The organism is Rhizomicrobium sp., from assembly GCA_037200045.1.
Lineage (GTDB): Bacteria > Pseudomonadota > Alphaproteobacteria > Micropepsales > Micropepsaceae > Rhizomicrobium.
This window is the reverse complement of the sequence record JBBCHM010000001.1, coordinates 1,994,502-2,020,099: the sequence shown is the minus strand read 5'-3', so window position 1 is coordinate 2,020,099 and position 25,598 is coordinate 1,994,502. Positions and strand designations below refer to the sequence as shown.

The 25,598-nt window shown below is 67.1% G+C and carries 27 protein-coding genes; 23 read left to right on the top strand and 4 right to left on the bottom strand.

The annotated features are described in order from the left end of the window. Window positions 1–78 precede the first annotated feature (78 nt). The 6 genes from leuS (at window position 79) to WDM86_09550 (ending at window position 6,565) form a co-directional block, all read left to right on the top strand. A complete protein-coding gene (leuS, locus tag WDM86_09575; protein MEI9990276.1) occupies window positions 79–2,637 on the top strand; it encodes a leucine--tRNA ligase in 2,559 nt (852 codons plus the stop codon). Further along, window positions 2,634–3,161 (top strand): LPS assembly lipoprotein LptE, encoded by a 528-nt coding sequence (gene lptE, locus WDM86_09570; protein MEI9990275.1) that lies wholly within the window; start codon window positions 2,634–2,636, stop codon window positions 3,159–3,161. Before leuS ends, lptE begins: the two co-directional genes overlap by 4 nt. A gap of 112 nt (window positions 3,162–3,273) precedes the next feature. After that, the gene (holA, locus tag WDM86_09565; protein MEI9990274.1) at window positions 3,274–4,317 is read left to right on the top strand and encodes a DNA polymerase III subunit delta; all 1,044 of its coding nucleotides are present in this window, start codon (window positions 3,274–3,276) and stop codon (window positions 4,315–4,317) included. A gap of 135 nt (window positions 4,318–4,452) precedes the next feature. Continuing rightward, complete coding sequence (hisF, locus tag WDM86_09560) at window positions 4,453–5,259, top strand: imidazole glycerol phosphate synthase subunit HisF (protein MEI9990273.1); 807 nt, start codon at window positions 4,453–4,455, stop codon at window positions 5,257–5,259. Window positions 5,260–5,273: 14 nt separating this feature from the next. Then, window positions 5,274–6,206 (top strand): CHAD domain-containing protein, encoded by a 933-nt coding sequence (locus WDM86_09555; protein MEI9990272.1) that lies wholly within the window; start codon window positions 5,274–5,276, stop codon window positions 6,204–6,206. A 65-nt stretch (window positions 6,207–6,271) separates the two neighbouring features. Next, window positions 6,272–6,565: a GIY-YIG nuclease family protein gene (locus WDM86_09550; protein ID MEI9990271.1), complete on the top strand. Its 294-nt coding sequence runs from the start codon at window positions 6,272–6,274 to the stop codon at window positions 6,563–6,565. A gap of 122 nt (window positions 6,566–6,687) precedes the next feature. Here the strand turns inward: WDM86_09550 and WDM86_09545 are convergent, their stop codons facing one another. Beyond that, window positions 6,688–7,275, bottom strand: a complete 588-nt coding sequence (locus WDM86_09545) for a histidine phosphatase family protein (protein ID MEI9990270.1) — start codon at window positions 7,273–7,275, stop codon at window positions 6,688–6,690. Window positions 7,276–7,334: 59 nt separating this feature from the next. Here WDM86_09545 and WDM86_09540 point away from each other — a divergent pair, with 59 nt between their 5' ends. After that, window positions 7,335–7,805 (top strand): PaaI family thioesterase, encoded by a 471-nt coding sequence (locus WDM86_09540; GenBank protein ID MEI9990269.1) that lies wholly within the window; start codon window positions 7,335–7,337, stop codon window positions 7,803–7,805. Between the two features lie 158 nt (window positions 7,806–7,963). Here WDM86_09540 and WDM86_09535 read toward each other — a convergent pair whose 3' ends face one another. After that, on the bottom strand, window positions 7,964–8,758 hold the full coding sequence (locus WDM86_09535) for an exodeoxyribonuclease III (GenBank protein ID MEI9990268.1): 795 nt from the start codon (window positions 8,756–8,758) through the stop codon (window positions 7,964–7,966). 353 nt (window positions 8,759–9,111) lie between these two features. Between WDM86_09535 and WDM86_09530 the strand changes: the two genes are divergently transcribed. Continuing rightward, window positions 9,112–9,240, top strand: a complete 129-nt coding sequence (locus tag WDM86_09530) for a hypothetical protein (GenBank protein MEI9990267.1) — start codon at window positions 9,112–9,114, stop codon at window positions 9,238–9,240. Here WDM86_09530 and tsaD read toward each other — a convergent pair. Continuing rightward, window positions 9,237–10,319, bottom strand: coding sequence for a tRNA (adenosine(37)-N6)-threonylcarbamoyltransferase complex transferase subunit TsaD (tsaD, locus tag WDM86_09525; protein ID MEI9990266.1), 1,083 nt, complete (start codon window positions 10,317–10,319; stop codon window positions 9,237–9,239). The genes WDM86_09530 and tsaD overlap by 4 nt on opposite strands. Window positions 10,320–10,371: 52 nt before the next feature. On the opposite strand from tsaD, the gene hemC reads away from it, so the two are divergent. The 12 genes from hemC to WDM86_09465 all read left to right on the top strand — a co-directional run bounded on the left by hemC (window position 10,372) and on the right by WDM86_09465 (window position 21,449). Then, window positions 10,372–11,298 (top strand): hydroxymethylbilane synthase, encoded by a 927-nt coding sequence (hemC, locus tag WDM86_09520; protein MEI9990265.1) that lies wholly within the window; start codon window positions 10,372–10,374, stop codon window positions 11,296–11,298. A gap of 118 nt (window positions 11,299–11,416) precedes the next feature. Then, on the top strand, window positions 11,417–12,142 hold the full coding sequence (locus tag WDM86_09515; protein ID MEI9990264.1) for a uroporphyrinogen-III synthase: 726 nt from the start codon (window positions 11,417–11,419) through the stop codon (window positions 12,140–12,142). After that, window positions 12,139–13,176 (top strand): hypothetical protein, encoded by a 1,038-nt coding sequence (locus tag WDM86_09510; protein MEI9990263.1) that lies wholly within the window; start codon window positions 12,139–12,141, stop codon window positions 13,174–13,176. Before WDM86_09515 ends, WDM86_09510 begins: the two co-directional genes overlap by 4 nt. Continuing rightward, window positions 13,173–14,600: a heme biosynthesis HemY N-terminal domain-containing protein gene (locus WDM86_09505; GenBank protein ID MEI9990262.1), complete on the top strand. Its 1,428-nt coding sequence runs from the start codon at window positions 13,173–13,175 to the stop codon at window positions 14,598–14,600. The genes WDM86_09510 and WDM86_09505 overlap by 4 nt, the downstream gene beginning before the upstream one ends. 117 nt (window positions 14,601–14,717) lie before the next feature. Beyond that, complete coding sequence (locus tag WDM86_09500; GenBank protein ID MEI9990261.1) at window positions 14,718–15,773, top strand: alpha/beta hydrolase; 1,056 nt, start codon at window positions 14,718–14,720, stop codon at window positions 15,771–15,773. 91 nt (window positions 15,774–15,864) lie between these two features. Next, entirely contained in the window at window positions 15,865–17,382 is a 1,518-nt protein-coding gene (locus WDM86_09495; GenBank protein MEI9990260.1) for a circularly permuted type 2 ATP-grasp protein, read from the top strand. A gap of 247 nt (window positions 17,383–17,629) precedes the next feature. Then, window positions 17,630–18,571 carry an alpha-E domain-containing protein gene (locus tag WDM86_09490; protein MEI9990259.1) on the top strand — a complete coding sequence of 314 codons (942 nt, stop codon included), beginning with the start codon at window positions 17,630–17,632 and terminating at the stop codon, window positions 18,569–18,571. Window positions 18,572–18,716: 145 nt separating this feature from the next. Next, complete coding sequence (locus WDM86_09485; protein ID MEI9990258.1) at window positions 18,717–19,676, top strand: transglutaminase family protein; 960 nt, start codon at window positions 18,717–18,719, stop codon at window positions 19,674–19,676. A gap of 68 nt (window positions 19,677–19,744) precedes the next feature. Then, window positions 19,745–20,290 (top strand): hypothetical protein, encoded by a 546-nt coding sequence (locus tag WDM86_09480; protein ID MEI9990257.1) that lies wholly within the window; start codon window positions 19,745–19,747, stop codon window positions 20,288–20,290. Between the two features lie 7 nt (window positions 20,291–20,297). Beyond that, window positions 20,298–20,612 (top strand): hypothetical protein, encoded by a 315-nt coding sequence (locus WDM86_09475; protein MEI9990256.1) that lies wholly within the window; start codon window positions 20,298–20,300, stop codon window positions 20,610–20,612. Between the two features lie 62 nt (window positions 20,613–20,674). Next, window positions 20,675–20,914, top strand: a complete 240-nt coding sequence (locus WDM86_09470; GenBank protein MEI9990255.1) for a hypothetical protein — start codon at window positions 20,675–20,677, stop codon at window positions 20,912–20,914. Window positions 20,915–21,128: 214 nt separating this feature from the next. Further along, complete coding sequence (locus tag WDM86_09465) at window positions 21,129–21,449, top strand: hypothetical protein (GenBank protein ID MEI9990254.1); 321 nt, start codon at window positions 21,129–21,131, stop codon at window positions 21,447–21,449. Window positions 21,450–21,649: 200 nt separating this feature from the next. Here the strand turns inward: WDM86_09465 and WDM86_09460 are convergent, their stop codons facing one another. Then, on the bottom strand, window positions 21,650–23,401 hold the full coding sequence (locus WDM86_09460; GenBank protein ID MEI9990253.1) for a tetratricopeptide repeat protein: 1,752 nt from the start codon (window positions 23,399–23,401) through the stop codon (window positions 21,650–21,652). Between the two features lie 154 nt (window positions 23,402–23,555). Here WDM86_09460 and flbT point away from each other — a divergent pair, with 154 nt between their 5' ends. The 3 genes from flbT (at window position 23,556) to WDM86_09445 (ending at window position 25,366) form a co-directional block, all read left to right on the top strand. Beyond that, complete coding sequence (gene flbT, locus WDM86_09455; GenBank protein ID MEI9990252.1) at window positions 23,556–23,981, top strand: flagellar biosynthesis repressor FlbT; 426 nt, start codon at window positions 23,556–23,558, stop codon at window positions 23,979–23,981. After that, entirely contained in the window at window positions 23,941–24,291 is a 351-nt protein-coding gene (flaF, locus tag WDM86_09450; GenBank protein MEI9990251.1) for a flagellar biosynthesis regulator FlaF, read from the top strand. The genes flbT and flaF overlap by 41 nt, the downstream gene beginning before the upstream one ends. A gap of 247 nt (window positions 24,292–24,538) precedes the next feature. Next, window positions 24,539–25,366, top strand: coding sequence for a flagellin (locus WDM86_09445; GenBank protein ID MEI9990250.1), 828 nt, complete (start codon window positions 24,539–24,541; stop codon window positions 25,364–25,366). Window positions 25,367–25,598: the final 232 nt, after the last annotated feature.

Genomic DNA, 25,598 nt, shown 5'->3' with positions numbered 1-25,598 from the left:
TTCCGACAAATCGCTGTAGCCTGATCCGCGCCGGAGGCCTCAGCGCTTCCAAACCCGGCGCAAAGAAGGTCGACATCGATGGCGCGGTATAACGCCAAGGAATCGGAACAGAAATGGCAGGCGGCGTGGAACGCCGCCAAGAGCTTCCTCACGCCCACCGATTCGACCAGGCCCAAGAGCTATGTGCTGGAGATGTTCCCCTATCCGTCGGGGCGCATCCATATGGGCCATGTGCGCAACTACACGATGGGCGACGTGATCGCCCGCTTCAAACGCGCCCAGGGCTTCAACGTGCTGCACCCGATGGGCTGGGACGCCTTCGGTCTGCCGGCGGAGAACGCGGCGCGCGACGGCGGCGTCAATCCGCGCGACTGGACCTATGCCAATATCGATGCGATGCGGACCGAGCTGAAGGCGCTGGGCCTGGCGATCGACTGGACGCGCGAATTCGCCACCTGCGATCCGGCCTATTACGCCCATCAGCAGAAGCTGTTCCTGGATTTCTACAAGGGCGATCTCGTCTACCGCCACGAGGCGGAGGTGAACTGGGATCCGGTCGACATGACCGTGCTCGCCAACGAGCAGGTGATCGACGGCAAGGGCTGGCGCTCCGGCGCTCCGGTCGAGCGCAAGAAGCTGGCGCAATGGTTCTTCCGCATCACGCGCTATTCCGACGAATTGCTGGCGGCGCTCGACACGCTGGACAAATGGCCGGAGAAGGTCCGGCTGATGCAGAAGAACTGGATCGGCCGGTCGGAGGGGCTGCGCTTCGCCTTCGATCTGTCGAACAGCACCAAGCTGGACGTGTTCACCACCCGCCCCGACACGCTGTTCGGCGCGAGTTTCGTCGCGCTGTCGCCCGATCATCCGCTCACGGAGGAACTGGCGAAATCCGATCCGAAGCTGGTCGAATTCGTCGCCCGGTGCCGCCAGACCGGCACGGCGGAAGCCGAGATCGAGACGGCGGAGAAGCTCGGCTACGACACCGGCCTGACGGCGGCCCATCCCTTCGATCCGGCCTGGAAGCTGCCGGTGATGGTCGCCAATTTCGTGCTGATGGGCTATGGCACCGGCGCGATCTTCGGCTGCCCGGCGCACGACCAGCGCGATCTCGATTTCGCGCGGAAATACGCCTTGCCGGTGCTGCCCGTCGTGGTGCCCGAGGGCGCCGATGCGAGGGATTTCGCGGTCGGCGACGAGGCCTATGTCGGCCCCGGCCGGCTCGCCAATTCGCGCTTCCTCGACGGGCTCTCGGTCGAGGACGCCAAGGCCGAGGTCGCCCGCCGCTTCGAAGCCGAGGGCCGCGGCACCCGCACGGTGAACTACCGGCTGCGCGACTGGCTGGCCTCGCGCCAGCGCGCCTGGGGCTGCCCGATCCCGATGGTCCATTGCGCCAAATGCGGCGTGGTGCCGGCGAAGGAGTCCGATCTGCCGATCAGGCTGCCCGACGATCTGGATTTCTCCGTCAAGGGCAATCCGCTCGACGCCCATCCGACCTTCAAGCACACGACGTGTCCGTCGTGCGGCGGCGCGGCGGTGCGCGACACCGACACGCTCGACACCTTCGTCGATTCCTCCTGGTACTTCGCGCGCTTCGCCGATCCGACGGCGCGCGATCCGGTCAACCGCGACGCGGTGAACTACTGGCTGCCGGTCGACCAGTATATCGGCGGCATCGAGCACGCGATCCTGCACCTGCTCTACGCCCGCTTCTTCACCCGTGCGATGAAGGCGACCGGCTGGGTGAAGGTCGAGGAGCCCTTCGCCAGCCTCTTCACCCAGGGCATGGTCTGCCACGAGACCTACACGGTCGCCGACAACAGCGCGCTGGGGGCGCATTTCGTTGAGCCGGTCGAGGTCGAGAAGCGCGACGGCAAGGCCTATCTCAAGGGCACCGACGTCGAGGTGACGGTCGGCCATTCCGAGAAGATGTCGAAGTCGAAGAAGAACGTCGTCGCGCCGATGGGCATGATCGACGCCTATGGCGCCGACGCGATCCGCTGGTTCATGCTGTCGGACTCGCCGCCGGAGCGCGACACCGACTGGTCGGAAACCGGCGCGGAAGGCTGCTGGCGCTTCGTCCAGCGCATCCATCGCCTGGTGAGCGAGGCGGAGGCCCTGCCGCCGCCCGGCGCGAAGATCGGCGATATCTCCGGTGCCGCGCTGGAGCTGCGCCAGGCGACCCACCGCGCCATCGCCGCGGTGACCGAGGATCTCGCGAACCTGCGCTTCAACCGCGCGGTGGCGCAGATCTACACCCTCGCCAACATCATCCAGCAGCATGCGAGCATCGACGGCGCGGTGCGGCGCGAGGCGCTGGAGACCATCATTCTTCTGATCGCCCCCATGATGCCGCATCTGGCGGAGACCTGCTGGGAGGCGCTCGGCCACCGGACGCTGCTGGTCGACACGCCCTGGCCGGGCTTCCTCGAAGCGCTGACCCGGGCCGACAGCGTGACCATCGCGGTCCAGGTCAACGGCAAGCGCCGCGGCGAGGTCACCTTGCCGGTGAACGCGCCCGAGCCCGAGGTCCGCGCGGCGGCGCTGGCGGAGGACAACGTCGTCCGCGCCCTGGAAGGCAAGACGCCGAAACGCGTTATAGTGGTGCCGAACCGCATCGTGAACGTGGTGATATGAAGGTACGCGCGACGATCATCGCCATTGCCGCCCCGCTCCTCGCCGCCTGCGGCTTTCATCCGCTCTATGGCGGGATGAACGGCGCGATGAGCACGACGCTTTCCACGATCTATGTCGAGCCGGTGCCCGACCGCATCGGCTACGAGCTGCGCAACCAGATGATCGACCTGCTCGACGGTCCCGGCACGGCGGGCGGCGCCGCCTATCACCTGAAGCTCGCGCTCACCCAGACGACGCAGGGCGTCGCCTTGCAGAGCGATCCGAACTCCTCGTCGATCACCCGCTACAACGACACGCTGAAAGTGACCTACACGCTGACCGACACGGCCGGAAAGACCGTGACCAGCGGCACCGAGACCGGCCTTTCGGCCTACAACGTGTTGCCGACGGGCCTTTTGATCCCGCTGAGCCCGCAAGCCAATTACGGCACCCTCGCCGCGCAGCAGGACGCCGACAAGCGCGCCGCCCAGGACATCGCCGAACGCATCCGCCTCGACCTCAACGTGTTCTTCGCAAAGCATTAGAGATGGCTTGCATGGCCGCGTCCCATTCAACCTGTCATGCCCGCGAAGGCGGGCATCCAGAGCCGCCTGCACCGGCGGTGCTGCTGGATTCCCGCCTTCGCGGGAATGACGGATGCGCGGCCAAGCGATGACCGAGATCAAGGGCGCCGGGGTCGATCGCGCACTCTCCCATTTCCCCAAGGAGATGGTGGCCGCGCTGATCTTCGGGCCCGACCAGGGCCTGGTGCGCGAGCGCGCCGAAACGCTGATCAAATCGGTGGTGCCCGACCTGAAGGACCCGTTCCTGATCGCCGACCTGGACGATTCCACGCTCGCCTCCGATCCGGCGCGGCTGTTCGACGAGGCGGCGGCGATCTCCATGCTGGGCGGACGCCGCGTGGTGCGGGTGCGCGGCGCCGGCAACGGCCTCGCCAAGCTGTTCGAGCGTTTCCTCGACGATCCCGCTGGCGACGCGCTCATCGTGGTCGAAGGCGGCGATCTGGCGCGCGGCACCGGCCTGCGCAAGCTGTTCGAGGGCGCCGACAACGCCGCCGCCATCGCCTGCTATGGCGACAGCGCGCGCGACCTCCCCGATGTTATCCGCGACGCGCTGCGCGCCGAGGGCCTCGCCATCGCGCCCGATGCGCTGGCCGATGCCGCGTCGCGGCTGGGCTCCGACCGCGGCGTCACCCGCCGCGAATTGGAAAAGCTCGCGCTCTACGCCCGGGGCCAAAAACAGATCAGCCTGGAAGATGTCCGCGCCGTGCTCGGCGACGAGGCGGAAGTGCGGGCCGAGGAAGCGCTCGACGCCGCCGGCCAGGGCGACCTGAAGAAACTCGACCTCGCGCTGGAGCGGTTGTGGATCGCCGGCACCTCGCCGGCCGCGATCATCCGCATGGGGCTGTCGCATTTCCAGCGGCTGGCGCTGACCAAATCCGAGATGGAAAAAGGCGACACGCTCGATAACGCGCTGCGCAAGCTGCGCCCGCCGCTGCATTTCATGCGCCAGGCCGCCTTCAAGGCCCAGACGAGCATCTGGGATACCCAGCGCCTGCTCGAAGCCTGCGACCTGTTGCTGGAGACCGAGGCGCTGACGCGCACCACCGCCGTTCCGGCCGAAACCGTGACGGCTCGCGCCCTCTTCAATATCGCGGCGATGGCGCGGAGCAGAAGATGAACCCTCTCCCCCACAGGGGGAGAGGCAGGGTGAGGGGGTGGTGCCGCAGGCACCCCGAATAAATTTCTGCTATCCCTCTTTGCGTCTCCCCCTCACCCCGGCGCTCTCCCCCGGAGGGGGAGAGGGAGAATAGTTGTGCTCAAAATCCGCATCATCCCCTGCCTCGACGTGAAGGACGGCCGCGTCGTCAAGGGGATCAATTTCGAATCCCTGCGCGATGCCGGCGATCCGGTGGAGCAGGCGATGGTCTATGACGCCGCCGGCGCCGACGAGCTCTGCTTTCTCGACATCACCGCCTCCCACGAAAACCGCGGCACCATCCTGGACGTGGTGCGCCGCACCGCCGATGTCTGCTTCATGCCGCTCACCGTGGGCGGCGGCGTGCGCACGCTGGAGGATATCCGCGCGCTCCTATTGGCCGGCGCCGACAAGGTCTCGATCAACACCGAGGCGGTGCGCCGTCCCGAATTCGTCCGCGAGGCGGCCGAGAAATTCGGCAGCCAGTGCATCGTCGCCGCGATTGATGCCAAGAGTGTACGGGAGCATCGGCCAGGAGAAGTGGAAGCCGGTTCTCCGTCCGGCCGTGCGACCCAATTTGAGGTCTTCACCCATGGCGGCCGCAACGCCACCGGTATCGACGCGATGGAACATGCGAAGAAACTCGTGGAATACGGCGCCGGCGAGATATTGCTGACCTCGATGGACCGCGACGGAACCAAGATCGGCTACGACATCCCGCTCACCCGCGCGGTGTCCGACGCGGTTCCGGTTCCCGTCATCGCCTCGGGCGGGGTGGGAACGCTGGAGGATCTCGTCGCCGGCGTGCGCGACGGCCATGCCAGCGCGGTGCTTGCCGCCTCGATCTTCCATTTCGGCCAGGCGACCATCGCCGAGGCCAAGGCGGCGCTGGCGAAAGCCGGATTGCCGGTGCGCCCCGCATGAGAGAAGATGTCGTCATGGAAGAGCCGCCGCGCGTCGCCATCGTCCGTTCCTACCGGCCCAGCTTCGGCGCTCCCAATGCGCGCGCGGTGAACGCGCGCCCGGTGCAGCTGCGCAAGCGCATGAGCGCGGCGGACGCCTTCCGCTCCACGGTGCTCGAATGCCTCGCTCAGGTCGGCGGCAACGCGCCGGCGATCCGCGCCCGCGATCCGGAAGGCGTGCACCAGTTGCGCGTCGGCCTGCGCCGGCTGCAGATGGCGCTGAAATCCTTCGGCGCGGAAACGCCGGAGCTCAAGGCGCTGGGCAAGCGCGGCCGCGCCATCGCCGATGCCTTCGGCCCGGCGCGCGAGCTCGATGTCTTCGCCGACGAGCTCCTGAAACCCGTTCAGGCCAAATATGCCGATCACGAATCCTTCGCCGCCTTCGTGCTGGCGCTGCGCCATGCGCGGGGCGAGGCGTGGGATGACGCGCTGGCCGAGATCCTCAATCCCGATTTCGGCGCCTTCCTGAACGATGTCGCCGCCGCCGCCGAGCAGATCCCGCGCGACGGCCGCCGCATCGGCAAGGTCAGCCGCAAGGCGCTCGACGAGCATTGGAAGATCGCGAAGAAGCGCGGCGGCAAGGTCAAGAAGGTCTATGACCATCGCACGCACAAGCTGCGCATCGCGCTCAAGAAGCTGCGCTACGCGGCGGAGTTCTTCGCGCCGCTTTATCCGCGCCACAAGACTGCGCGCTACATCCGTGTGCTGAAGGACCTGTTGGACCGCATGGGCGAGGCGAACGACGTGCACGGCCTGTCGGATGCGCTGGGCCGCATCGGCAACGCCGCCGAGCTGCGCTTCGCCGCCGGCGCGGTGTCCGGCTGGCACGCGTCCCGGGAGAAGCGCCTGACGAAAAAAGCGATGAAGGACTGGAAGGGCTTCAAGAAGCTCAAGCCGTTCTGGGATTGAAGAGGCGCCCGCGCTCAATCCAGACTGTCATGCCCGCGTAGGCGGGCATCCAGGCGGTATCGAGCATGCCACGTGACCATCGCTACTTCGTCTACATCATGGCGAGCGGCCGCAACGGGACGCTCTATGTCGGCGTCACGAACGATCTGATCCGGCGGTCATATGAGCACCGCGAAGGACTGGTCGAGGGGTTCACCAAGAAACACGGCGTGAAGATGCTTGTCTGGTTCGAGGAGTTCCAGGATGTTCGTGATGCGATTGGCTTTGAAAAGCGCCTCAAGAAGTGGGAGCGGAAGTGGAAGCTTCGGCTTATCGAAGAGGTCAATCCCTCATGGGCCGATATAGCGTGCAATCTTTGAGCGGTCGGTTTGTCGTCGCCAAATGATCGGTAGCCGTACGGTCGGCTCTGGATGCCCGCCTGCGCGGGCATGACAGAAATACATTTGTCATGCCCGCGCGGGCGGGCATCCAGAGCAGCCTCTCAGCGCTCCCGCAACGCCACATTCATCTCCGCGATCTTCGGCGCGCCGTCCGCGCCCACCGCCAATATCAGCGCCCCCGACAGATCCAGCTTCTCCGGCATCGCCGTCGCCATGTCCCATCCCGTCGCTAGCGTATAGGCGCTGCGCAGCACGCCGCGATGCGCGAACGCGATGGCGTCGCGCTCGTCCCGCGCCACGTCGCGGATGAAATCGGCCACCCGCGCCAGCAGGGCCCGCGTGCTCTCCCCGCCCTTCGGCGTGAAGTCGATCGCGCTTCCCGCCCGCGCGAACGCATCGGCGCCGTCGCGCGCCAATATCTCCTCCCGCGTCAGCCCTTCCCATTCGCCCCAATGATGCTCCGCCAGCCGCGCGTCCGGCACCGCGTCGGAAAAGCCGAGCAGCGCCGCCGTCTCCCGCGCCCGCCCGAGCGGACTGGTGAAGGCGCGCGCCTGCGCGAAGCCCTCCGGCGGCAAGAGCCCCGCCATCTTCTCGCGCCCGGCCGCCGACAGCGGCATGTCGATGCTGCCCTGGATGCGGCCTTGCGCGTTCCACTCGGTCGGCCCGTGGCGCAGGAATGCGATGCGCAATTTGTCTTCCTTCAAGGTTCATGCACGATGGCGGCAGCGATATCACAAGACGGAAGCCCATGCGCCGCGTCGTCGACAAGTCGAAGCCCGAGGACTTTCCCCCCAACGTCCAGGCGATCTTCAAGCGGTCCGCGCCGTGCTCGGCCTGGCTGAACCAGGAGCTGCTGGAAGTCGACGTCGAGGAAGGCTGGGTCAGGATCGGCTACGATCTCGGCGAGCCTCATTTCAACCGCTTCGGCGCGCTGCATGGCGGGGCCATCGCCTGCGTGATGGACGATGTGCTGGCGGTCGCCGCCGGCTTCGTCGCGCAATGGGGCGAGATCGCGCCGACGCTGGAGATGAAGGTGAGCTATCTGAACCAGGGCGCCGCCGGCCGCCACATCGCCGAGGCCAAGGTGATCAAGCGCGGCCGCACGGTCAGCTTCCTCGAAGCGAACCTGGCCCGCGCCGACGGCAGGATCATCGCGACCGCGACCGCCACGATCATGATTGCGCCGCTGAAGCGGCCCGAGGGTGCGAAGAAGGGCTAGTTTCGCAAATCCGAAGTCCGGTGATTTGAAAAAATGATGTCATGCCCCGCGAATGCGGGGCACCCAGTTGACGCTTGCACCGCCAGTGCAAGGTTTCACCTGGATCCGCCGCATTTGCGGCGGATGACAGCTTCTAAGATGGCGAGAGACCGGGAAATCTAAACCTCGAACTCCGCCACCACCGGCACGTGGTCGGACGCCTTCTGCCAGCCGCGCATCTTGGTCACGATGGTCTGGCCTTTCAGCCCGCCCTTCAGCGCCGGGCTCACCCAGATGTGGTCCAGCCGCCGGCCCCGATTGCTTAGCTGCCAGTCCGCCGCGCGATAGCTCCACCACGAATAGCTCTTCTCCTCGGCCGGCACGAATTCCCGCGTCACATCGGTCCATTCGAACGCCGCCTTCGCCTCGCCCAAAAGATTGGTCTCGACCGGCGTGTGGCTGACGATGTCGAGAAGCTGCTTGTGGCTCCACACGTCGTGCTCCAGCGGCGCCACGTTCAAATCGCCGACCAGGATCGCCGCCGCGCCTGTCCGGTCGCCGCGCCGCGCGAAGTCGCGTTCCATCGCGCGCAGGAAATCGAGCTTGTGCGCGAATTTCGCGTTGACCTCGGGATCGGGCACGTCGCCGCCGGCCGGCACGTAGAAATCGTGCAGCTCGACGCCGTTTTCGAGCGTCACGCACATGTGCCGCGCATGCCCCTCGCGGCAGAAGCCCAGCACTTCGGTCTTGCGGAACGGGATCTTCGAGAGCACCGCGACGCCGTGATAGCCCTTCTGCCCGTTGATCGCCTGGTGGACATAGCCGAGCTGCGCGAACGGCTTTGCCGGAAACAGCCCGTTCTCGACCTTGGTCTCCTGCAGGGCGACGACGTCGGGCTGGTGCTCGCGCAGGAACCGCGCCAGCAGCGGCGCGCGCAGGCGGACGGAGTTGATGTTCCAGGTGGCGATCTTCACGAGGGCTCGCGATGGATGAGAGACCCACAGGTGACGGTTCCGGCGCGGGAAGACAAGGGCTTCCTTGCGCGCCCGGTCACGGCGCGGTTCAACGGTCTAGTGGGACCTATGTAATAGTGCTCTTCCGACCATGCGCCCTGTGCATGGCTCAATGCTGCAACGCACAAATATATAGTAATATCAATTAGTTATACAATGTAAATGGTTGTTTGAACGCTGAACGTTTTCGATTTCATTTATTGAACTTCAAGGAACGCCGCCTATATCGGTCGTGTCGGCAAAGGCCGGCAACGGATTTCGAAGCGGCGATACGGGGCCAAACCCACGGCGCCAAAGCAATAGGAGAGGCAGTCATGACCAACGTTACATCCCACGTCCCCGCGCAGCACTCGGCTTTCGGCGGCGCCGTCGCCAGTCTGTTTTCGGTCGCCATCCTGGTGATGGCCGGCGTCCTGACCTTCGCGGCTTTCGTGAACGTCTAAGACCCCGTCAAGAGCTTCGCCGGCGCGCTTTCGCTCCCCCCGAGCGGCGTTCCGGCAAGCGGCCAGCGGGCCTTCGGCGAAACCCCAATGCCGTCGAACAAGCCCAGCTGGCCATGTTCCACCCCCGCCCAGGCGACCATCGCGGCGTTGTCCGTGCAAAGCCTGGGCGGGGGTATTTTTGTCTGGAAGCCCTCGCGTGAGGCGAGCGCGGTGAGCGCCGCGCGGATCGCCCCGTTCGAGGCCACGCCCCCCGCCAGCACCAGGGCCGGCGCTGCCGCGTCGGGAAAATCGCTCCGAAAGCGCGTCATCGCCGCCGCCGTGCGGTCGGTCAGGATGTCGACCACGGCGGCCTGGAACGACGCGGCGAGCCCCGCCGTATCAATAGGTCCCGCATCGGCGATCAGCCTTGCCGCCGTCTTCAGGCCTGAAAAGGAAAAGTCCGCCCCCGCGCGCCCGCGCATCGGCCGGGGCAGGGCATAGGCCTTGGCATTGCCGCCCGCCGCCAGCGCCTCGATGCGCGGCCCGCCGGGATAGGCAAGGCCGAGCAGCTTGGCGACCTTGTCGAACGCCTCGCCCACCGCGTCGTCGATCGTCGTGCCATAGAGCCGGAACCTGCCGACGCCCTCGACCCCCAGAAGCTGGCAATGCCCGCCGGAAATCAGCAGCAGCAGGAAGGGAAATTCCACCCCCTCGGTCAGCCGCGCGGTCAGCGCATGCGCCTCCAGGTGATTGACCGCGACCAGCGGCTTGCCCGCCGCCAGCGCCAGCGCCTTGGCGGTCGTCAGCCCCACCATCACCCCGCCGATCAGCCCCGGCCCCGCCGTCGCCGCCACCGCGTCGAGCTCGGCGAGCGTCACGCCGGCGGCCGCCAGCGCCTCCTCGACGATCCCATCGATCCGCTCGATATGCGCCCGTGCGGCGATCTCCGGCACCACCCCGCCATAGGGCCGGTGCGCCTCGAGCTGGCTGAACACGATGTTGGACAGGATCGTCCCCGGCCCGGGGCCGCGCCCGCGCACCACGGCGGCGGCCGTTTCGTCGCAGCTCGTCTCGATGCCCAGGACCGTCAGGTCGCGCAAAGCGTTTGCACTCTTGATACCGTCACGCGCCGTCTCTAGACCGTTTGCCGTCATGCCGCAAAACCGCACCCTTCGCCTTGGAACCCGCGGCTCGAAGCTCGCTCTGGTGCAGGCCAACATGGTGCGCGACCGGCTGATCGCCAAGGGCGCGGCCTGCGAGATCGTGATCCTGAAAACCTCCGGCGACCGCATCCAGGACAAAAGCCTCGCCGATGCCGGCGGCAAGGGGCTGTTCGTGAAAGAGCTTGAAGACGCCCTTCTGAAGGACGAGATCGACCTCGCGGTGCATTCGATGAAGGATGTGCCGACCGCGCTGCCGCCCGGCCTTGCGCTCAGCGCCTTCCTCGAACGCGAGGATCCGAGCGAGGCGTTTCTGTCGAACACGGTGAAGTCGCTGGCCGATCTGCCGCACGGCGCCCGCCTCGGCACCTCTTCGGTGCGCCGCCGCGCCCAGGCGGCGCGCCTCCGCCCCGATCTCGACATCGTGCTGCTGCGCGGCAATGTCGATACGCGGCTGAAGAAGCTCGACGACGGCGCGATGGACGCGATCTTCCTCGCGTTCGCCGGCCTCAAGCGCCTCGGCCTCGCCGCGCGCGCGACCCAGGTGCTCGATCCCAAGGATTGGCTGCCGTCGCTGGGGCAGGGCGTCGTCGGCATCGAGATCCGCGAAACCGACACCCAGGCGCGCGAAGCGACCGGCCTGCTCAACGACGAGCCGACCGAACTCGCGCTGACCTGCGAGCGTGCCTTCCAGGCCGCGCTCGACGGCTCCTGCCGCACGCCGATCGCCGGCCTGGCGGCGCTCGACCGCCTTGTGCTGTCGTTCGACGGCGAAGTCCTGTCGCCCGACGGACGCGCCTTCCACACGACGTCGTTCACCGTCGTGCTCGGCCACAACCCCCGCGCCGAAGCCGAAACCGCCGGCCGCGAAGCGGGCGAAGCTTTAAGGCCCCGCGTCGCGCAATGGCTGGCGCTGTAGTTTCAAAATATCAAAATATATAGTGTCATCCGCCGCGAATGCGGCGGACCCAGGTAACACCACATCTTCGCGCGTCACCTGGGTAGCCCGCATTCGCGGGCTATGACACTCTTGTTTCATGCGCGTCCTCGTCACCCGCCCGCTCGACGACGCCGAGGAAACCGCCGTGCTCCTGCGCGCGCGGGGCCACGTCCCGCTCGTCGCGCCCTTGCTTCGCGTGCGCTACCACGACGGCCATCCGCTGCATCTGGAGGGCGTGCAGGCGATCCTCGCCACCAGCGCCAATGGCGTGCGCGCCTTCGCGCGGCGCAGCTCGCGGCGCGACTTTCCGATCTTCGCCGTCGGCGCGCAGACCGCCGAAGCGGCGCGCGCCGCCGGCTTCGCCGATGTCCGCGACGCCGACGGCAACGCCGAAGCCTTGGCCGCCGCCGTGCGCGGCTGGGCCAAGCCGCAGGACGGCACCTTGCTCCACGCCGCCGGCGCCGAGGCCGAGGGCCGGCTCGCAAGCGCGTTGCGGGCGGCCGGCTTCACCGTGCGCCTTGAAGTGCTTTATGACGTGCCTGTGACGGAAGAACTTCCCGCCGCCGCCCACGCCGCGCTGCAAGCCGGCGAGATCGACGCCCGTCCTGCTGTTCTCCGCCCGCGGCGCCCAAGCCTTTTCGGCCTGCATTGCCAGAGTAAATCTGCAACCGGCCTGCGTCCGCCTCATCGCCTGCTGCATCAGCGAAGCCGCCGCCCGGCCGCTTGCCGGCCTGAATTTCAAGGCGATCCGCATCGCCGCGCGCCCCAACCAGGCCGCGCTGCTCGACGGCCTCTCTTAGCGCCGCCATACTTGGCCGCATGAGCGCCGCCGATTCCTCCGGTCCGCACACCGTGCACGTCGTGCATCCGCCGCCGCCGCGCTTTGCCGGCGCGGGGGTGGTCGTCGCGCTTTTGGTTCTGGCCGTCGTCATCGCCGGTGCGTTCCTGCTGTTCTGGCAGATGAACCAGGACAAGGCGGCGCCGGCGGCACCGGGCGAGGTCGCGCTGCTGCGCGAGCGTCTCGCCGCCGACGAAGCCCGCCTCGCCGCGCTGGAGAAACCCAAACCCGATGACGGCGCCGCGGCGGCGCTCGCCCAGGCCCAGAGCGAGATCGCCACGCTCGGCGCCCGTGTCGGCAAGCTCGAAGCGACGCCCGATCCAGGGGCCGCCGCAAGGCTGGACGCCTCCGACCGCCGCCTCGCCGATCTCGATCTGCGCCTCGCCACGCTCGAACGCGGCGCGCAAGGCTCGGATGTGCCGCAGCGCCTCGCCGCCGTGCAGGCGGAGCAGGCCACGCTCGCCGCCCGCATTGCGCATCTTGAAAGCCTCGACGCCTCGGCCACGATGAAGCGCGCCGCCGCCGAGCTCGCGCTCGCCAATCTGGTGCGCGCCAGTTCGACGCGGTCGCCCTTCGCCGGCGAACTGGCCGCCTTCGCCGCCCTGATGCCGAACACGCCGGAGGCCGCCGACCTCGCGGCGATCGCGCCGCATGGCGCGCCGAACGAGGCTCTGCTGGCAGAGCGCTTCCCCGATACCGCCGCGCAGGCGCTGGCCGCCGAACACGCCGCGCGCGCCACGACCTGGCTGGGCCGTCTGTGGGCGAATATCGGCAATCTCGTCGTCGTGCGCCGCATCGGGGAGCGCAAGGGCCAGGACAGCGACGCCGTGCTGGCCCGCGCCGGGGCGCGGCTGAACGCCGGCGATCTCGACGGCGCCCTCGCGGAGCTGGACGGCCTGACGGGCGCCGCCCGCGCCGCCATCAAGCCCTGGCGCGACCAAGCCCGGGCGCGCGCCGCCATCGCGCGCGACACCGCCGGCCTCGCCCGCCGCATGGCGGCGCTGTTGGCGGCGCCGTGATCCGGCTCATCGGCATTCTGGTCGGCGCCGCGCTGCTCGCCATCGGCATCGTATGGATCGCCGACCGCCAGGGCGAACTCGTCTTTACGATCGACGCCTACGAGATCCATATGAGCGCCGCGGTTGCGATCGCGCTTGCCGTGCTTTTCACCGTCGTCGTCATCCTTCTGGCGCGGCTCATCACGACGCTCGTCACCGGTCCCGGCGCCATCGGCGCCTGGTTCAACGCGCGGCGCATGCGGCGCGGCAATGACGCGCTCAGCCAGGGCCTCCTCGCCATCGCCTCGGGCGACGCCGGCGAGGCGCGCCGCCATGCCGAACGGGCGCGCGGCATTCTCGGCACCCATCCGCTGGCGCTGCTGCTGCAATCGCAGAGCGCGCAGGTCGACGGCGACGCCGCCGCGCAGCGCCACGCCTATCGCGCCATGCTGCATCACGAACAGACCGAGTTTCTCGGCCTGCGCGGCCTCTTCCTGCTGGCGGCGCGCGAGGACCAGCCCGACCAGGCGCTGGTCTTCGCCGAGCGCGCGCATGCCTTGCGGCCGCGCGTGGCCTGGGCCGCGAACGCGCTGTTCGAACTCAAGGCGGCGCGCGGCGACTGGGCCGACGCGCGCAAGGTGTTGGAAGACCTCGCGCGCTTCAAGCTGCTGGAAGGTCCGGTCCTGCGCCGCCGCCGCGCCGTTCTGCTCGCCGCCGAGGCGCTGGAAGCCGACCGCCATGGCGCCACCGACACCGCGCTCGCGCGTGCCGAGGACGCGCTGGCGCTCGAGCCCGGCCTCGCGCCGGCGGCGATGCTGGCGGCGAAGAAGCTCGCGGCCGCCGGTAAGCTGTGGCGGGCGCAGGGCGTGGTGGAAGCCTGCTGGGCGGTGTCGCCGCATCCCGATCTCGCCGAGATCTACGCCGCGATGAAGCCGGACGAGAGCAACGAACAGCGTGTTGCGCGCCTTGTCGGCCTCGCCCATCTCAACCGCGATCATTTCGAGAGCCGCCTGCTCGAATGCGAAGAGGCGGTGCTGACCAGGAACTGGTCCGAGGCGCGGCGCCTGCTGGCGCCGCTCCTGGGCGATCACGCCAGCGCGCGGGTCTGCGCCTTGATGGCGGAGATCGAGGAAGGCGAGCGGGCCGACGCGACGCTCGCCCATGCCTGGCTCGCCCGCGCCGCGCGGGCGCCGCGCGACGCCGAATGGCGCTGCCGCCATTGCGGCATGGCGCAGGATGAGTGGTCGGCGGTGTGCCGGACCTGCTCGAATTTCGACACGCTGGCGTGGTCGGCGGGTGGCGAAGCCGTGCGCCCCGAAATCCTGCCCGCTCTTGAAACGCCGCCGCGCAAACTCCCAACCCCGAAACGTCCTGCCGAACCGGCGATGATCGTCTCGCTGCCCAGACCTCCAGACGATCCGGGACCGGGCGGGTTGGAGTATTGACGGTGTCTACCCTCCCCTTGAGGGCCCGTCTTTGCGCAACAGGCCCTCAAGGGGAGGGTAGGATATGTGCAACGCTTCAAAGCGTTCTACACTTGCTCAACGATCTTGGAGCCTACCATGCGTGTGTTCATCGGTATCGTCGTCATCTTCCTCGTGCTGCTCGGCGTCGGTCTCTACGTCTACAGCGCCCCCGACATCCCGCGCGCCGCGCTGGAAGCGAAATACGCGACGCCGCCGTCGCAATTCGTGACGCTGAGCTATCCCTCAACCCTGCCACCCGAGGATGTCGGATCAGGACCATCGGCGACTCTCGGCCCGTACATCGCCCGCGCCCATTACCGCGTCCGCGGCGCCACGAACGCGCCGATCCTGCTGCTCCTGCACGGCTCCAACGCCTCGCTGTTCACCTGGGAGCCCTGGTCGAACACGCTGTCCGACCAATTCCGCGTCGTCTCGGTCGATCTGCCCGGCCATGGCCTGACCGGCGCCACCGCCAACCACGATTACAGCCAGGCTGGCATGGCGGAATTCGTGCTCGCCTTCGCCGACAAGCTTGGCCTCAAGAGCTTCGCGCTCGCCGGCAATTCCATGGGCGGCGGTGTCGCCGCCCGCTTCGCCGAAGAACATCCCGATCGCGTCACCGCCCTGATCCTGGTCGATGCCGGCGGAATGCCGTCGCGCGCGGGCGACAGCCCGCCGCTCGCCTTCCGCCTGCTGCGCCAGGGCTGGCTGCGCCCGATCCTCGGCCATCTCGATCCCAAGCCGCTGGTCCGCGAGGCCCTGGCCGACGCCATCGTCCGCAAGAAGATCCTGACCGAGGCGATGATCGACCAATATGCCGACTTCGCGCGGATGGAGGGCTCGCGCGCGGCGACCGCCGAGCGCTTCGGCGAGGCCGACGATACGAGCTTCGTGAAGGACCATATCGGCGCCCTGAAGATGCCGGTCCTGATCCTCTGGGGCGAGCAGGACCACCTGATCCCGGTGTCGGCCGCCGCGACCTGGCACGACGCGATCCCCGGCTCCAAGGTCATCATCTATGCCGAGACCGGCCATATCCCGATGGAAGAACTCGCCGACCAGACCGCCCTGGACGTGCGCAAATTCCTCGGCGGGCCGGTCCGGATGGTGCCCGCGGCGGCGCCCGTCCGGCGCCACCGGGCCCATGCATAAGGGCGGCTGCGCGCTTTTGACCGCCGCCGGCCGGGGCGCCGCCAAAAGGACCGCTTGACGGAAGGATGTGAAATCCCGTCACATTTCGCGGATGCAGCACGAAGTACTGGCGCACACGGAAGATTTCGGCGGGCCGGACAACCACCAGCCCAACCGCGCCTGCCTGCCCGGGCGGGATGCGCCCTATGAGCACTACGCGCTGGGCAAGCCGTTTGACGAGATGTTCGCGCGCGACGGCACGGTGCGCCCGCACTACGCCGCGCTGGACGGGCGGCTGACGACGCTGCCGGCCGGCGAGCTTCTGCGCCGCCAGCAGGCCTGCGAGCTCTCCTTCCTGCACCAGGGCATCACCTTCACCGTCTACAGCGACAACCAGGCGACCGAGCGGATCATCCCGACCGATCTTCTGCCGCGCATCGTCACCGCCAAGGAATGGGCCCGCATCGATGCCGGCCTGCGCCAGCGCATCACCGTGCTGAACCTGTTCCTGCGCGACATCTATGGCGACGCCCGCGTGCTCAAGGACGGCATCGTGCCGCGCTCGATGATCTACGGTTCGAAACATTATCGCCGCGAGATGCGCGGCCTGCCCGTGCCGCACGGCGCTTATGTCAATGTCTGCGGCAGCGATCTGGTGCGCAACGAGGCCGGCGATTTCGTCGTGCTGGAGGACAATCTGCGCGTTCCCTCCGGCGTCTCCTACATGCTCGCCAATCGCGACGTGGTGCGCCGGGCTTTCCCCGCGGTGTTCCGCTCCACCGGCGTGCGCGCCATCGAGCATTATCCCAACGAGCTTCTCGCCACGCTGCGCAGCCTGGCGCCCTATCACGACGACGTCTCCATCGCGGTGCTCACGCCTGGCGTGTTCAACTCCGCCTTCTTCGAGCACGCCTTCCTCGCCCGCCAGATGGGCGTCGAGCTGGTGGAGGGGCGCGATCTTCTGGTCAACGACAACGTCGTCTATGCCCGCACGACGAGTGGCCTCAAGCGCATCGACGTGATCTACCGCCGCATCGACGACGATTTCGTCGATCCGCTCATCTTCCGCGAGGATTCCTCGCTCGGCGTGCCCGGCCTGTTCAACGCCTACCGCGCCGGCAACGTCGTGGTCGCCAACGCGCTGGGCACCGGCGTGGCCGACGACAAGGCGGTCTACGCCTATGTCCCGCGCCTCATCCGCTATTACCTGTCGGAAGAGCCGATCCTCGACAATGTCGAGACCTATCTGTGCCGCGAGGAGAAATCGCTGTCCCACGTCCTCGCCAATCTCGACAAATTCGTCGTCAAGGCGGTGGGCGAGTCGGGCGGCTACGGCATGCTGGTCGGCCCGCACGCCTCGCAGAAGGAGCGCGCGGATTTCGCGGAAAAGGTCAAGGCCGATCCGGACAATTACATCGCCCAGCCGACGATCCAACTTTCCACCGCGCCGACTTTCGTCGACGGCGGGGTCGAGCCGCGCCATGTCGATTTGCGCCCGTTCATTTTGCATGGCGAGCACACCACCATCGTCCCCGGCGCGCTGACCCGCGTCGCGCTCAAGCGCGGCAGCCTGGTGGTGAATTCCAGCCAGGGCGGCGGCTCGAAAGATACCTGGGTGCTGAGCGAATGACGTCGCACTCCCACCCCGCCCCCCGCTGTCATGGCCCGCGAATGCGGGCCACCCAGGTGACGCCTGCCCCGTTTTGTCAGAGAGAGTTCGCCCCTCGACGTTCTCCATTGGAGAATATCTCACCTGGGTGGCCCGCATTCGCGGGCCATGACAACTCTTATTTTGATTCACGCGGAGCCGTGGAGGACGCGGAGTTCGTTCTCCGCGTCTCCGCGTCTCCGCGTGAAAGCCCCTTGCGCGTGCCGCAATGCTAAGCCGGGTCGCGGACAGCCTGTATTGGATGGCCCGCTATATCGAGCGCGGGGAGCACACCGCCCGCCTCGTCGCCGTCAAGCTCGAATCCATGGTCGAACAATCGCGCGAGGACGCCGACGCCGCCTGGCACCGCGTCGTCGAGGCGCTGTCGGGCGAGGAGTTCGCGCCCAAGGCGCACGACGCCTATGTCATCACCCAGGGGCTGGCCTTCAACCGCGTCAACCCGTCCTCGCTGGTCGCCTCGCTGCGTTTCGCGCGCGACAACGCCCGCCAGGTGCGCGAACAGCTCTCCACCGAAGTGTGGGAGCACCTCAACAAGCTCTATCTGCGGCTCTCGCCGGTCACGGCCGAGGCGGTGTGGGGCCATCACCCCGCCCGGATCTTCCGCGAGGCGCTGGAGGATTTCCACACGCTGGAAGGCGTCGTCTATTCCACGCTCAGCCACAACGAAGGCTGGTATTTCATCCAGCTCGGCCGCCATATCGAGCGCGCCCAGCTCGTCAGCCGCCTGCTCGATCTGCATTTCCGCAGCCTGCCCGGCGTCGCGGCGCCGAAATATTTCGACTGGCTGGTGCTGCTCAAATTCTGCTCCGCCTTCGAGCCTTATAGCCGCGCCTACACCGCCCAGATCCGGCCCGAGAAGATCGCCGAGTTCCTTGTCTTCGACGGCGAATTCCCCCATTCGGTGCGCTTCGCGGTCGACCGCGTGGTGGATTCGCTCGGCAAGGTCGCCGCCGCCGCCCCGCCGGCGCGCCGCGCGGTGGTCGAGCGCCTGGCGGGCCGGCTGAAGGCGACGGTCGATTTCGGCCAGATCGACGATCTGATGGGCGGCGGCATCGTGCCCTTCCTCGCCGACATCACGCGCCAATGCGAGCAGATCCACGAAAGCGTGCACCTGGCCTACATCTCCTACGGCGCGGAGACGGTGCTGTGAGCGTGATGCGCGATAACCTCTCCCGCTTGCGGGAGAGGTCGAAATTCGCGAAGCGAATTTCGGGTGAGGGGTGTGGCTGCGGGCCCTCACCCGGCTCGCGGCGCTCGCCGACCTCTCCCGCAAGCGGGAGAGGTTAGGAGCGGCCATGTATTACTCCATCCGCCACGTCACCCGTTTCCGCTACTCGGCGCCGATCCGCGAGTCGGTCATGGAACTGCGCATGCAGCCGCGCTCCGAAGGGCCGCAGTCGCTGCGCAGCTTCCAGATCACCACCAATCCGCGCGCCCAGCTTTATGCGTATACGGATTATCTCGGCAACGCCGTCTATCACTTCAACGTGCTGCGCGACCACGAGGAGCTTCGCATCGAGGCCCAGGCCGTCGTCGAGATCGCCAGCCAGCCGCCGCTCCCCGGCGCCGCCGACGCGCTCGAATGGGGCCGCTACAATCCCTACAACCTCTCCGACGAGCAGTTCGATCTGCTCGAACCCTCGACCTTCGCGCATATGACGCCCGGGCTGCGCGGCTTCATCGCCGCCCACGCGCTGGAGAAGCCCAGGGGCGATCCCTTGACCGCGCTGCGCCATCTCAGCACCACGATCCACGACGCCTTCGAATACAAGCCCGGCATCACCGACGCGTCCTCGCCGATCGAGGTCGCGCTCAAGGAACGGCGCGGCGTCTGCCAGGACTTCGCCCATATCATGATCGCGGTCGCGCGTTCCTGGGGCATCCCGGCGCGCTACACGTCGGGCTATCTCTACCATCGCGGCAGCCGGCAGGACCGCTCGGCCGACAACGCCACCCATGCCTGGGTCGAGGCCTATCTGCCCAGCCTCGGCTGGATCGGCATCGACCCGACCAACGACATCGTCACCGGCGAGCGCCATATCCGCGCCGCGGTCGGCCGCGACTATGCCGACGTGCCGCCGACGCGCGGCACCTACAAGGGCGGCGCGGAGAGCGAGCTTGCGATCTCCGTCGCGGTCGAGCCGACCCAGGCGCCGGTCCGCCACGAGGATTTCCTGCGCGTCGCCCGCCCGATGAGCGCGCCGCGCCCGACGCCCTCGATGCCCGAGCATCTTTATCACCAGCAGCAGCAATAGGCGGCCCGCCTTGACTGGGGCGGCGACTTGACCGCCAACTATGCAAAATAACGGGTTTTGGGGGCGCCATGCGGTTGAGGACGGTTTGCGCAGGTCTGTGCGCGGCGGCCTGGCTTTGGGCGCCGCCGGCCCTCGCCGCGGATAGCGGCCTGCGCAAGGCCGGCAACATCTTGAACATCGCGCTTCCCGTCGGCGCGGCGGGCGTGGCGCTGCTGCATCGCGACTGGAAAGGGTTCGGCGAGTTCGCCGTGGCGGCCGGCCTGACGGTCGGCACGACCTACGCCCTGCAGCAGCTCGTGCGCATAAGGCGGCCCGACCATTCGGATTTCCATTCCTTCGCGCCACCCGAATTGGCGCTGGCGGATTCCTCGGCGGATTTTCTGTGGGACCGCTATGGCTGGCAGTACGGGCTGCCCGCCTATGCCGCGCGGTTCGTGTCGAGCTATGCGCTGACCGACAACAAGAAGAACCATTGGTACGACACGCTGGCCAGCGCCGCGGTCGCCTATGGCTTCAACTACGCCGTCGTGACGCGCTATCACCCGCAACGCTACCGCCTGAGCCTGGACGCGGCGCCGAACGGCGCCAGCCTTCGCTTCGTCATCCAGTTCTGAGGCCGCCGTGAGCGCAAGACTTCTGCTCGTCGTGCTGCTGGCCCTGGGCGCCGGCGGCTGCTCGGTCAACCGGGTGATGGCGCTGACCTCGCCCGACTGGATCATCGCCGGCCTGGGGCTGCCGCAGCGCGGCTTCGCGACCGACTCGCTGTTTCCCGACGACGGTCCGCCCGGGCGGTACCCGCCGGACGGCACGTTGCGGCAGCCTGACGGCGCGCAGGCGCCGCAATTCTGCGTCGCCCGCGGCTATGTCCCGGGCACCGCGAACTACGATCGCTGCGTGGTTTCGGTGAAACAGAATTTGCGCCGGCAGGGGCCTTGATCCAAAATCGGCACTGGCCGCTCGCGGCGGGCGGCAAACGCGATTGGGGTTGGACACGCGCGATGAAGACACGCATCGGAATTTTGGCGATCGCAATGGCCCTCGGCCTGGCCGGATGCAGCGACTTCGCGCCGTTCGGCGACGAGGACGACGCGGCCGCGACGGTGGCGCCGAACGGCTGCACGGCACAGGGCTGTCCGCAGGCGCCGCGCTTCTGCCAGGCGCGCGGCTATCAGCCGGACACCGACGCCTATCGCCGCTGCGTCGTCTCGGTGGAGCAGAACCTGCGCAAGGGGCAATAGGTCTTAACTTCGCTGTCATCCCGGCCGAGCGGAGCGAGAGCCGGGACCCATCGCGGCGCCGCGCGATGGGTCCGTCGATACGCGCGCCGACTTGTCCAACAGCGCGCGCGAAAAACCGCTGCCCGATCAACGGGCTGAAAATCGTGATCGTGGATAAGACGATTTTCCTGGTTTTGGCCTTGAAACCGGCCATGTCAGAGACAACATTCCTGGCATGAACGACCAAAAGGCTGTCGAGCCGAAACCGAACGAACCGCGTCCCCGCTTTGCCGCCGGCATCATCGAAGCGCGCCTCGAAGCGCAGCTCGATATCCTGACCGAGGGCATGCGCGACGCGCTGAAGCGCGCGAACACCATTCCGCTCAACTACGACGAGAACGGATTTCTCCGCAGGGCCGAGTTCGAGAACGCGATCAACGTCGCCAAGACTTCGGCCGGCCTCGTGCTGGCGCTGGCCAAGCTCAACGGCCGGTTCAACCACGACATCAATGTGCGCCGCGTCGCCGACGACCCCCCACCCCCTCCCGAGAGTTGAGGTTCAATTGGGCAGGCGCACCGGGCGTCCGCGCGGCGCACCCTTGGGAAACCGCAACCGCCTCCGCCACGGCCGCTATGGCCGCGCCGCCCTGGCACGCCGCGCCGAAGTGCGCGCGCTCATCACCGCGGCGAATGCGCTCATCGTCCAGATGGAGATGATCGGCCGCGCCCGTCGCGCCGTCGCGGCGAAGCTGGCGGCTATTGCTTCGCGAAAGCCGCAAGCCGTTCCGCGACCTGCGGGATCAGGCTCGCCCAATCGCCGAATTTCTCCGGCGAATAGACCTGCGTCTTGCGGTACCAGGGATATTCGTCGGTGCCGAGCTGCGGCCAGGTACGGCCCGCCGTCAGGAACCACACCTCCGTTCCCACCGCCGCGGCGTTCGCGGCCGCCGCCGTCGGCGCGCAGATCGCCAGATCCACCGCCGCCGAAAGCGCCGCCGCGCCGTCGATGTCGTCCTTCAGGTCGACGTCGAGGGCATGGATCTCAATTCCGAATTTCTCCCGCACGGAGGCGATCTCGGCCGCCGCGTCGCCATATTGCAGGTTGACGAAGGTGACGCCTTGCGTCCTCAGGATCGGCTCCCACATGTCGAGCGCCGAATAATATTTTGCCCGCTTGGCGGCCAGCATCATCGAACGCCAGCAGATGCCGATATAGGGACCGGCCCCCTTCGCCTTCAGCGCGGCGCGGAAATTCGCGACGCGGCCCTGGTCGGGAAGGATGAACGCCTCGTGCGGGAAATCCTGGATGTCCTTGCGCAGATACCGCAGCGCCGAGCCCATCGGCGCCCAATAATCCGGCTCCTGGCTGTCGGTGATGAATTTCATGAAGCGCAGCGGCTTGTTGCCGTCGGCATCGATCAGCGTGCGGTCGTCATAGGCGCCGACCTCGGCATTGGGAAAGGAGCGCTGGAACAGCGGCACCAGCCTCGGATCGACCGCGATCTGCAGCAGGCCGGTGTCGCCGACCATGCGCGCCAGGTCGGGCAGGATGGTGGCGAACATGAACTCGTCGCCCAGCCCCTGTTCGCCGACGACCGCGATGCGCTTGCCCAAAAGGTCCTCGCCCTGCCAGAGCGGCGCCTTGATGAGATGATTGGTATAGGCGCGGAAGCGCGGATTGTTGCGGATCTCGAATTCGCGGAAGCCTTCCTCCAGCCGTCCCATGCCGATCAGGCAGATGGCGCGCGAATGCGCCGTCTCGAGCTTCTCGCTCGGATCCGTGACATGGGCGAGCGCGGTCTCGTAGGCGGCGAGCGATTCCTTCAGCATGCCCAGATGCGCATAGGCGTAGCCGAGATTGTGGTGCAGCCGCGCGAATTTCGGATCGAGGCGGACGGACTCGTTATAGAAGACCAGGCTCTCCTCGGCGCGGCCTTCCTCGGCCAGGACGGTGGCCAGCGCGTTCCACAGGATCGGCTCCTGCGGCATGCGGAAGATCGCGGCGCGCAGCGTCTCGATGGCGCGTTCCGGCTCGCCCATGTCGCACAGCACCGAGCCCAGATTGTTGTAGCCGAGCGGGCTTTCGGGACAGGCCTCGATATAGAGGCTGAACATCCGCGCCGCGCCGTCGATCTGCTTCAGGTTCCAGGCGATCAGGCCCAGATTGATCAGCAGTTCCGGATCGTCCGGGTCGAGCTCGAAGGCGCGTTCATAGGTGACGAGCGCCTTGTGGATATGCCCCATGCGCTCCAGCGCCATGCCGAGCACGTGATAGGCCTTGGAATTGGTCTCGTCGATGCCGGTCGATTCCAGCGCGAGCTGGCCGGAGCGGACGATGTCACCGCGGCGCCACGCCTTGATCGCGCGCCGCAGCATGCCGTTGGACGTCTTGCGCGCGACGGCCGCGTCGACTTCTTCCTGCAGCATTTCGAGCTTGGCGAGCGCCTGGAATTTGGCGTCCATGCCGACGAGACGTTCCATCGAAGGGATAGGGGCTGGCTGCGCCATGGCGGTTTTCCCGGATTTTCCGCCACGATTAAGACCCGGGTATGCCTAATCCCGGGTAAACGCAAAGCCGCGGATCGCAAGCGGTTTGTTAACCACGCAAGGGTTAGCCTCACGGCGATCGAACGTGCGCCGCGCACGCTGGGAGACGAGAACGATGCCGCTGAAACTGTCCTTGAAGCCTGGCGAGAAATTCGTGCTCAACGGCGCCGTGCTGACCAATGGCGACAAGCGCACCAGCCTCGTCATCCAGAACAAGGCCTGCGTCCTGCGCGAGAAGGACATCATGCAGCCGCACGAGGCGACCACGCCGGCGCGCCGCATCTATGTGCCGATCATGATGATGTACCTCGATCCCGAGGCGACCGAGCAGTACTACAACGAATTCGCGCTGCGCATGACCGAGTTCATGGGCGCCATCCAGAACCGCCAGACGCTCTCCACCTGCATCGAGATCAGCCGGGACGTCATGGCCGGGGCCTACTACAAGGCGCTGATCTCCTGCCGCAAACTCTTCGACTTCGAACAGGAACGCTTGAGCTATGACCCTGAAAGCCTACCAAAACACGCAGCGGGTTACTGAAGACCCGCGTTCGACCGAATACCGGCTGTTCGGCCAGGTCACCGGCGCGTTGATCGAGGCGCAGCAGCGCGGCATCGCCGGCGGACCGCTGGCCGAGGCGATCGACTGGAACCGCACGCTGTGGCGCACCCTCGCCGCCGACTGCATGGACGACCGCAACGCGCTGACCACCGATGTCCGCGCCAAGATCGTCTCGCTCTCGCTGTGGGTGACGAAATATTCCAAGCAGGTGACGCGCAACGGCGCCTCGCTCGATCCGCTCATCCAGGTCAACCGCACCATCATGCAGGGCCTGCAGGGCGCGGCCTGAAGAAAGCCCGCGCAAGGGATAGCCTGGGCAAGGCCGGCGCAAGCCGGCCTTTTCCGTTTCTGCCGGGCGGCAAAATATGCCTAACGCACCCGGTCCGACCCCGGGACAATATCAAGCAAGATCAATCACTTAAAAGGTTTCCGCCGGTCCATTTTCTGGCATGGCGCTTGCGAAATCCTCCGCCGGGGGCGCTTGCGCCCTAGACGTGCAGAACGCCGTCGCCCACCAGAATGGAATGGAGACAACAATGTCCTTTAGCGTCAACACGAACAGCGGCGCCCTGGTCGCGCTGCAATACCTCAACGCCACGCAATCGCAGCTCACCACGACACAAAACGCGATCAACAGCGGTCTTAAGGTGGCATCCGCCAAGGACGATGGCTCGACCTACGCCATCGCCCAGAATCAGCGCGGATCGGTTGCCGGCTACTCGGCCGTGACCGACAGTCTCAGCCGTGGCTCGTCCGCGATCGATGTTGCGCTTTCCGCGGGACAGTCGATTTCGGATTTGCTCATCCAGCTGAAGACCAAGGCGCTTGCCGCGGCCGACTCCTCGCTGGACACCGCCAGCCGCCAGGCCCTCAATCAGGACTTCGTCGCCCTGCGCGATCAGATCACGACCATCGTGAAGAACGCCGTGTTCAACGGCGTCAATCTGGTCGACGGTTCGACGAACCAGATCACGGCCCTGGCATCCTCGGATGGTACCCGTCGCATCACGACCTCCGCCCAGAACCTTGCGCTTTCGGGCACGATCGTGACGCTCAAGACGACCAACACGATCTCGACGCAGTCCAAGGCCTCGTCGCTGGTCGCCACCATCCAGGCGTCGCTGACCAACGTGAACTCCGCTCTCGCCAAGCTTTCCGCCGGCGCGAAGAAGTTCTCGATTCAGTCGACCTTCACCAGCAAGCTCTCCGACACGCTGACCGCCGGTATCGGCCAGCTGGTCGACGCCAACATGGCGCAGGAGAGCGCGATGCTGCAGTCCTTGCAGGTCAAGCAGCAGCTCGGCGTACAGGCCCTCGCGATCGCCAATCAGGCGCCGCAGACCATCCTGTCGCTCTTCAAGTAGTGGGGAATTTGCGTGCGAGAGCGGCGCGGGAGACCGCGCCGCTCTTTTTTTGTGCCCCGACCGGCAAGACTTGCCGCCCGCGCCGGCAAGTTTTGCCGCCGCGAAGGAAGAAAATGCCTAACGCGGACAATGCGCGTCAAATTTTACCGGGCAGGGATTTCCGGGCGCGCTTCGCAATCGATGGTTAGAAATTCCTGAAGCCTCTCCGGCATGGCCCTTGCCAACGGGTAAG

Excerpts from the sequence above, each read along its gene's own strand:
- WDM86_09550 (MEI9990271.1), top strand. The coding sequence starts at position 6,272 with ATGCCACGTGACCATCGCTACTTCGTCTACATCATGGCGAGCGGCCGC.
- WDM86_09530 (MEI9990267.1), top strand. The coding sequence starts at position 9,112 with ATGACCAACGTTACATCCCACGTCCCCGCGCAGCACTCGGCTTTCGGC.
- WDM86_09540 (MEI9990269.1), top strand. The coding sequence starts at position 7,335 with ATGCGCCGCGTCGTCGACAAGTCGAAGCCCGAGGACTTTCCCCCCAAC.
- WDM86_09510 (MEI9990263.1), top strand. The coding sequence starts at position 12,139 with ATGAGCGCCGCCGATTCCTCCGGTCCGCACACCGTGCACGTCGTGCAT.
- WDM86_09495 (MEI9990260.1), top strand. The coding sequence starts at position 15,865 with ATGCAGCACGAAGTACTGGCGCACACGGAAGATTTCGGCGGGCCGGAC.
- leuS (MEI9990276.1), top strand. The coding sequence starts at position 79 with ATGGCGCGGTATAACGCCAAGGAATCGGAACAGAAATGGCAGGCGGCG.
- WDM86_09490 (MEI9990259.1), top strand. The coding sequence starts at position 17,630 with ATGCTAAGCCGGGTCGCGGACAGCCTGTATTGGATGGCCCGCTATATC.
- WDM86_09480 (MEI9990257.1), top strand. The coding sequence starts at position 19,745 with ATGCGGTTGAGGACGGTTTGCGCAGGTCTGTGCGCGGCGGCCTGGCTT.
- holA (MEI9990274.1), top strand. The coding sequence starts at position 3,274 with ATGCGCGGCCAAGCGATGACCGAGATCAAGGGCGCCGGGGTCGATCGC.
- WDM86_09465 (MEI9990254.1), top strand. The coding sequence starts at position 21,129 with ATGAACGACCAAAAGGCTGTCGAGCCGAAACCGAACGAACCGCGTCCC.
- lptE (MEI9990275.1), top strand. The coding sequence starts at position 2,634 with ATGAAGGTACGCGCGACGATCATCGCCATTGCCGCCCCGCTCCTCGCC.
- flbT (MEI9990252.1), top strand. The coding sequence starts at position 23,556 with ATGCCGCTGAAACTGTCCTTGAAGCCTGGCGAGAAATTCGTGCTCAAC.
- WDM86_09485 (MEI9990258.1), top strand. The coding sequence starts at position 18,717 with ATGTATTACTCCATCCGCCACGTCACCCGTTTCCGCTACTCGGCGCCG.
- WDM86_09555 (MEI9990272.1), top strand. The coding sequence starts at position 5,274 with ATGGAAGAGCCGCCGCGCGTCGCCATCGTCCGTTCCTACCGGCCCAGC.
- WDM86_09515 (MEI9990264.1), top strand. The coding sequence starts at position 11,417 with ATGCGCGTCCTCGTCACCCGCCCGCTCGACGACGCCGAGGAAACCGCC.
- WDM86_09500 (MEI9990261.1), top strand. The coding sequence starts at position 14,718 with ATGCGTGTGTTCATCGGTATCGTCGTCATCTTCCTCGTGCTGCTCGGC.
- WDM86_09470 (MEI9990255.1), top strand. The coding sequence starts at position 20,675 with ATGAAGACACGCATCGGAATTTTGGCGATCGCAATGGCCCTCGGCCTG.
- hemC (MEI9990265.1), top strand. The coding sequence starts at position 10,372 with ATGCCGCAAAACCGCACCCTTCGCCTTGGAACCCGCGGCTCGAAGCTC.
- WDM86_09460 (MEI9990253.1), bottom strand. The coding sequence starts at position 23,401 with ATGGCGCAGCCAGCCCCTATCCCTTCGATGGAACGTCTCGTCGGCATG.
- flaF (MEI9990251.1), top strand. The coding sequence starts at position 23,941 with ATGACCCTGAAAGCCTACCAAAACACGCAGCGGGTTACTGAAGACCCG.
- WDM86_09445 (MEI9990250.1), top strand. The coding sequence starts at position 24,539 with ATGTCCTTTAGCGTCAACACGAACAGCGGCGCCCTGGTCGCGCTGCAA.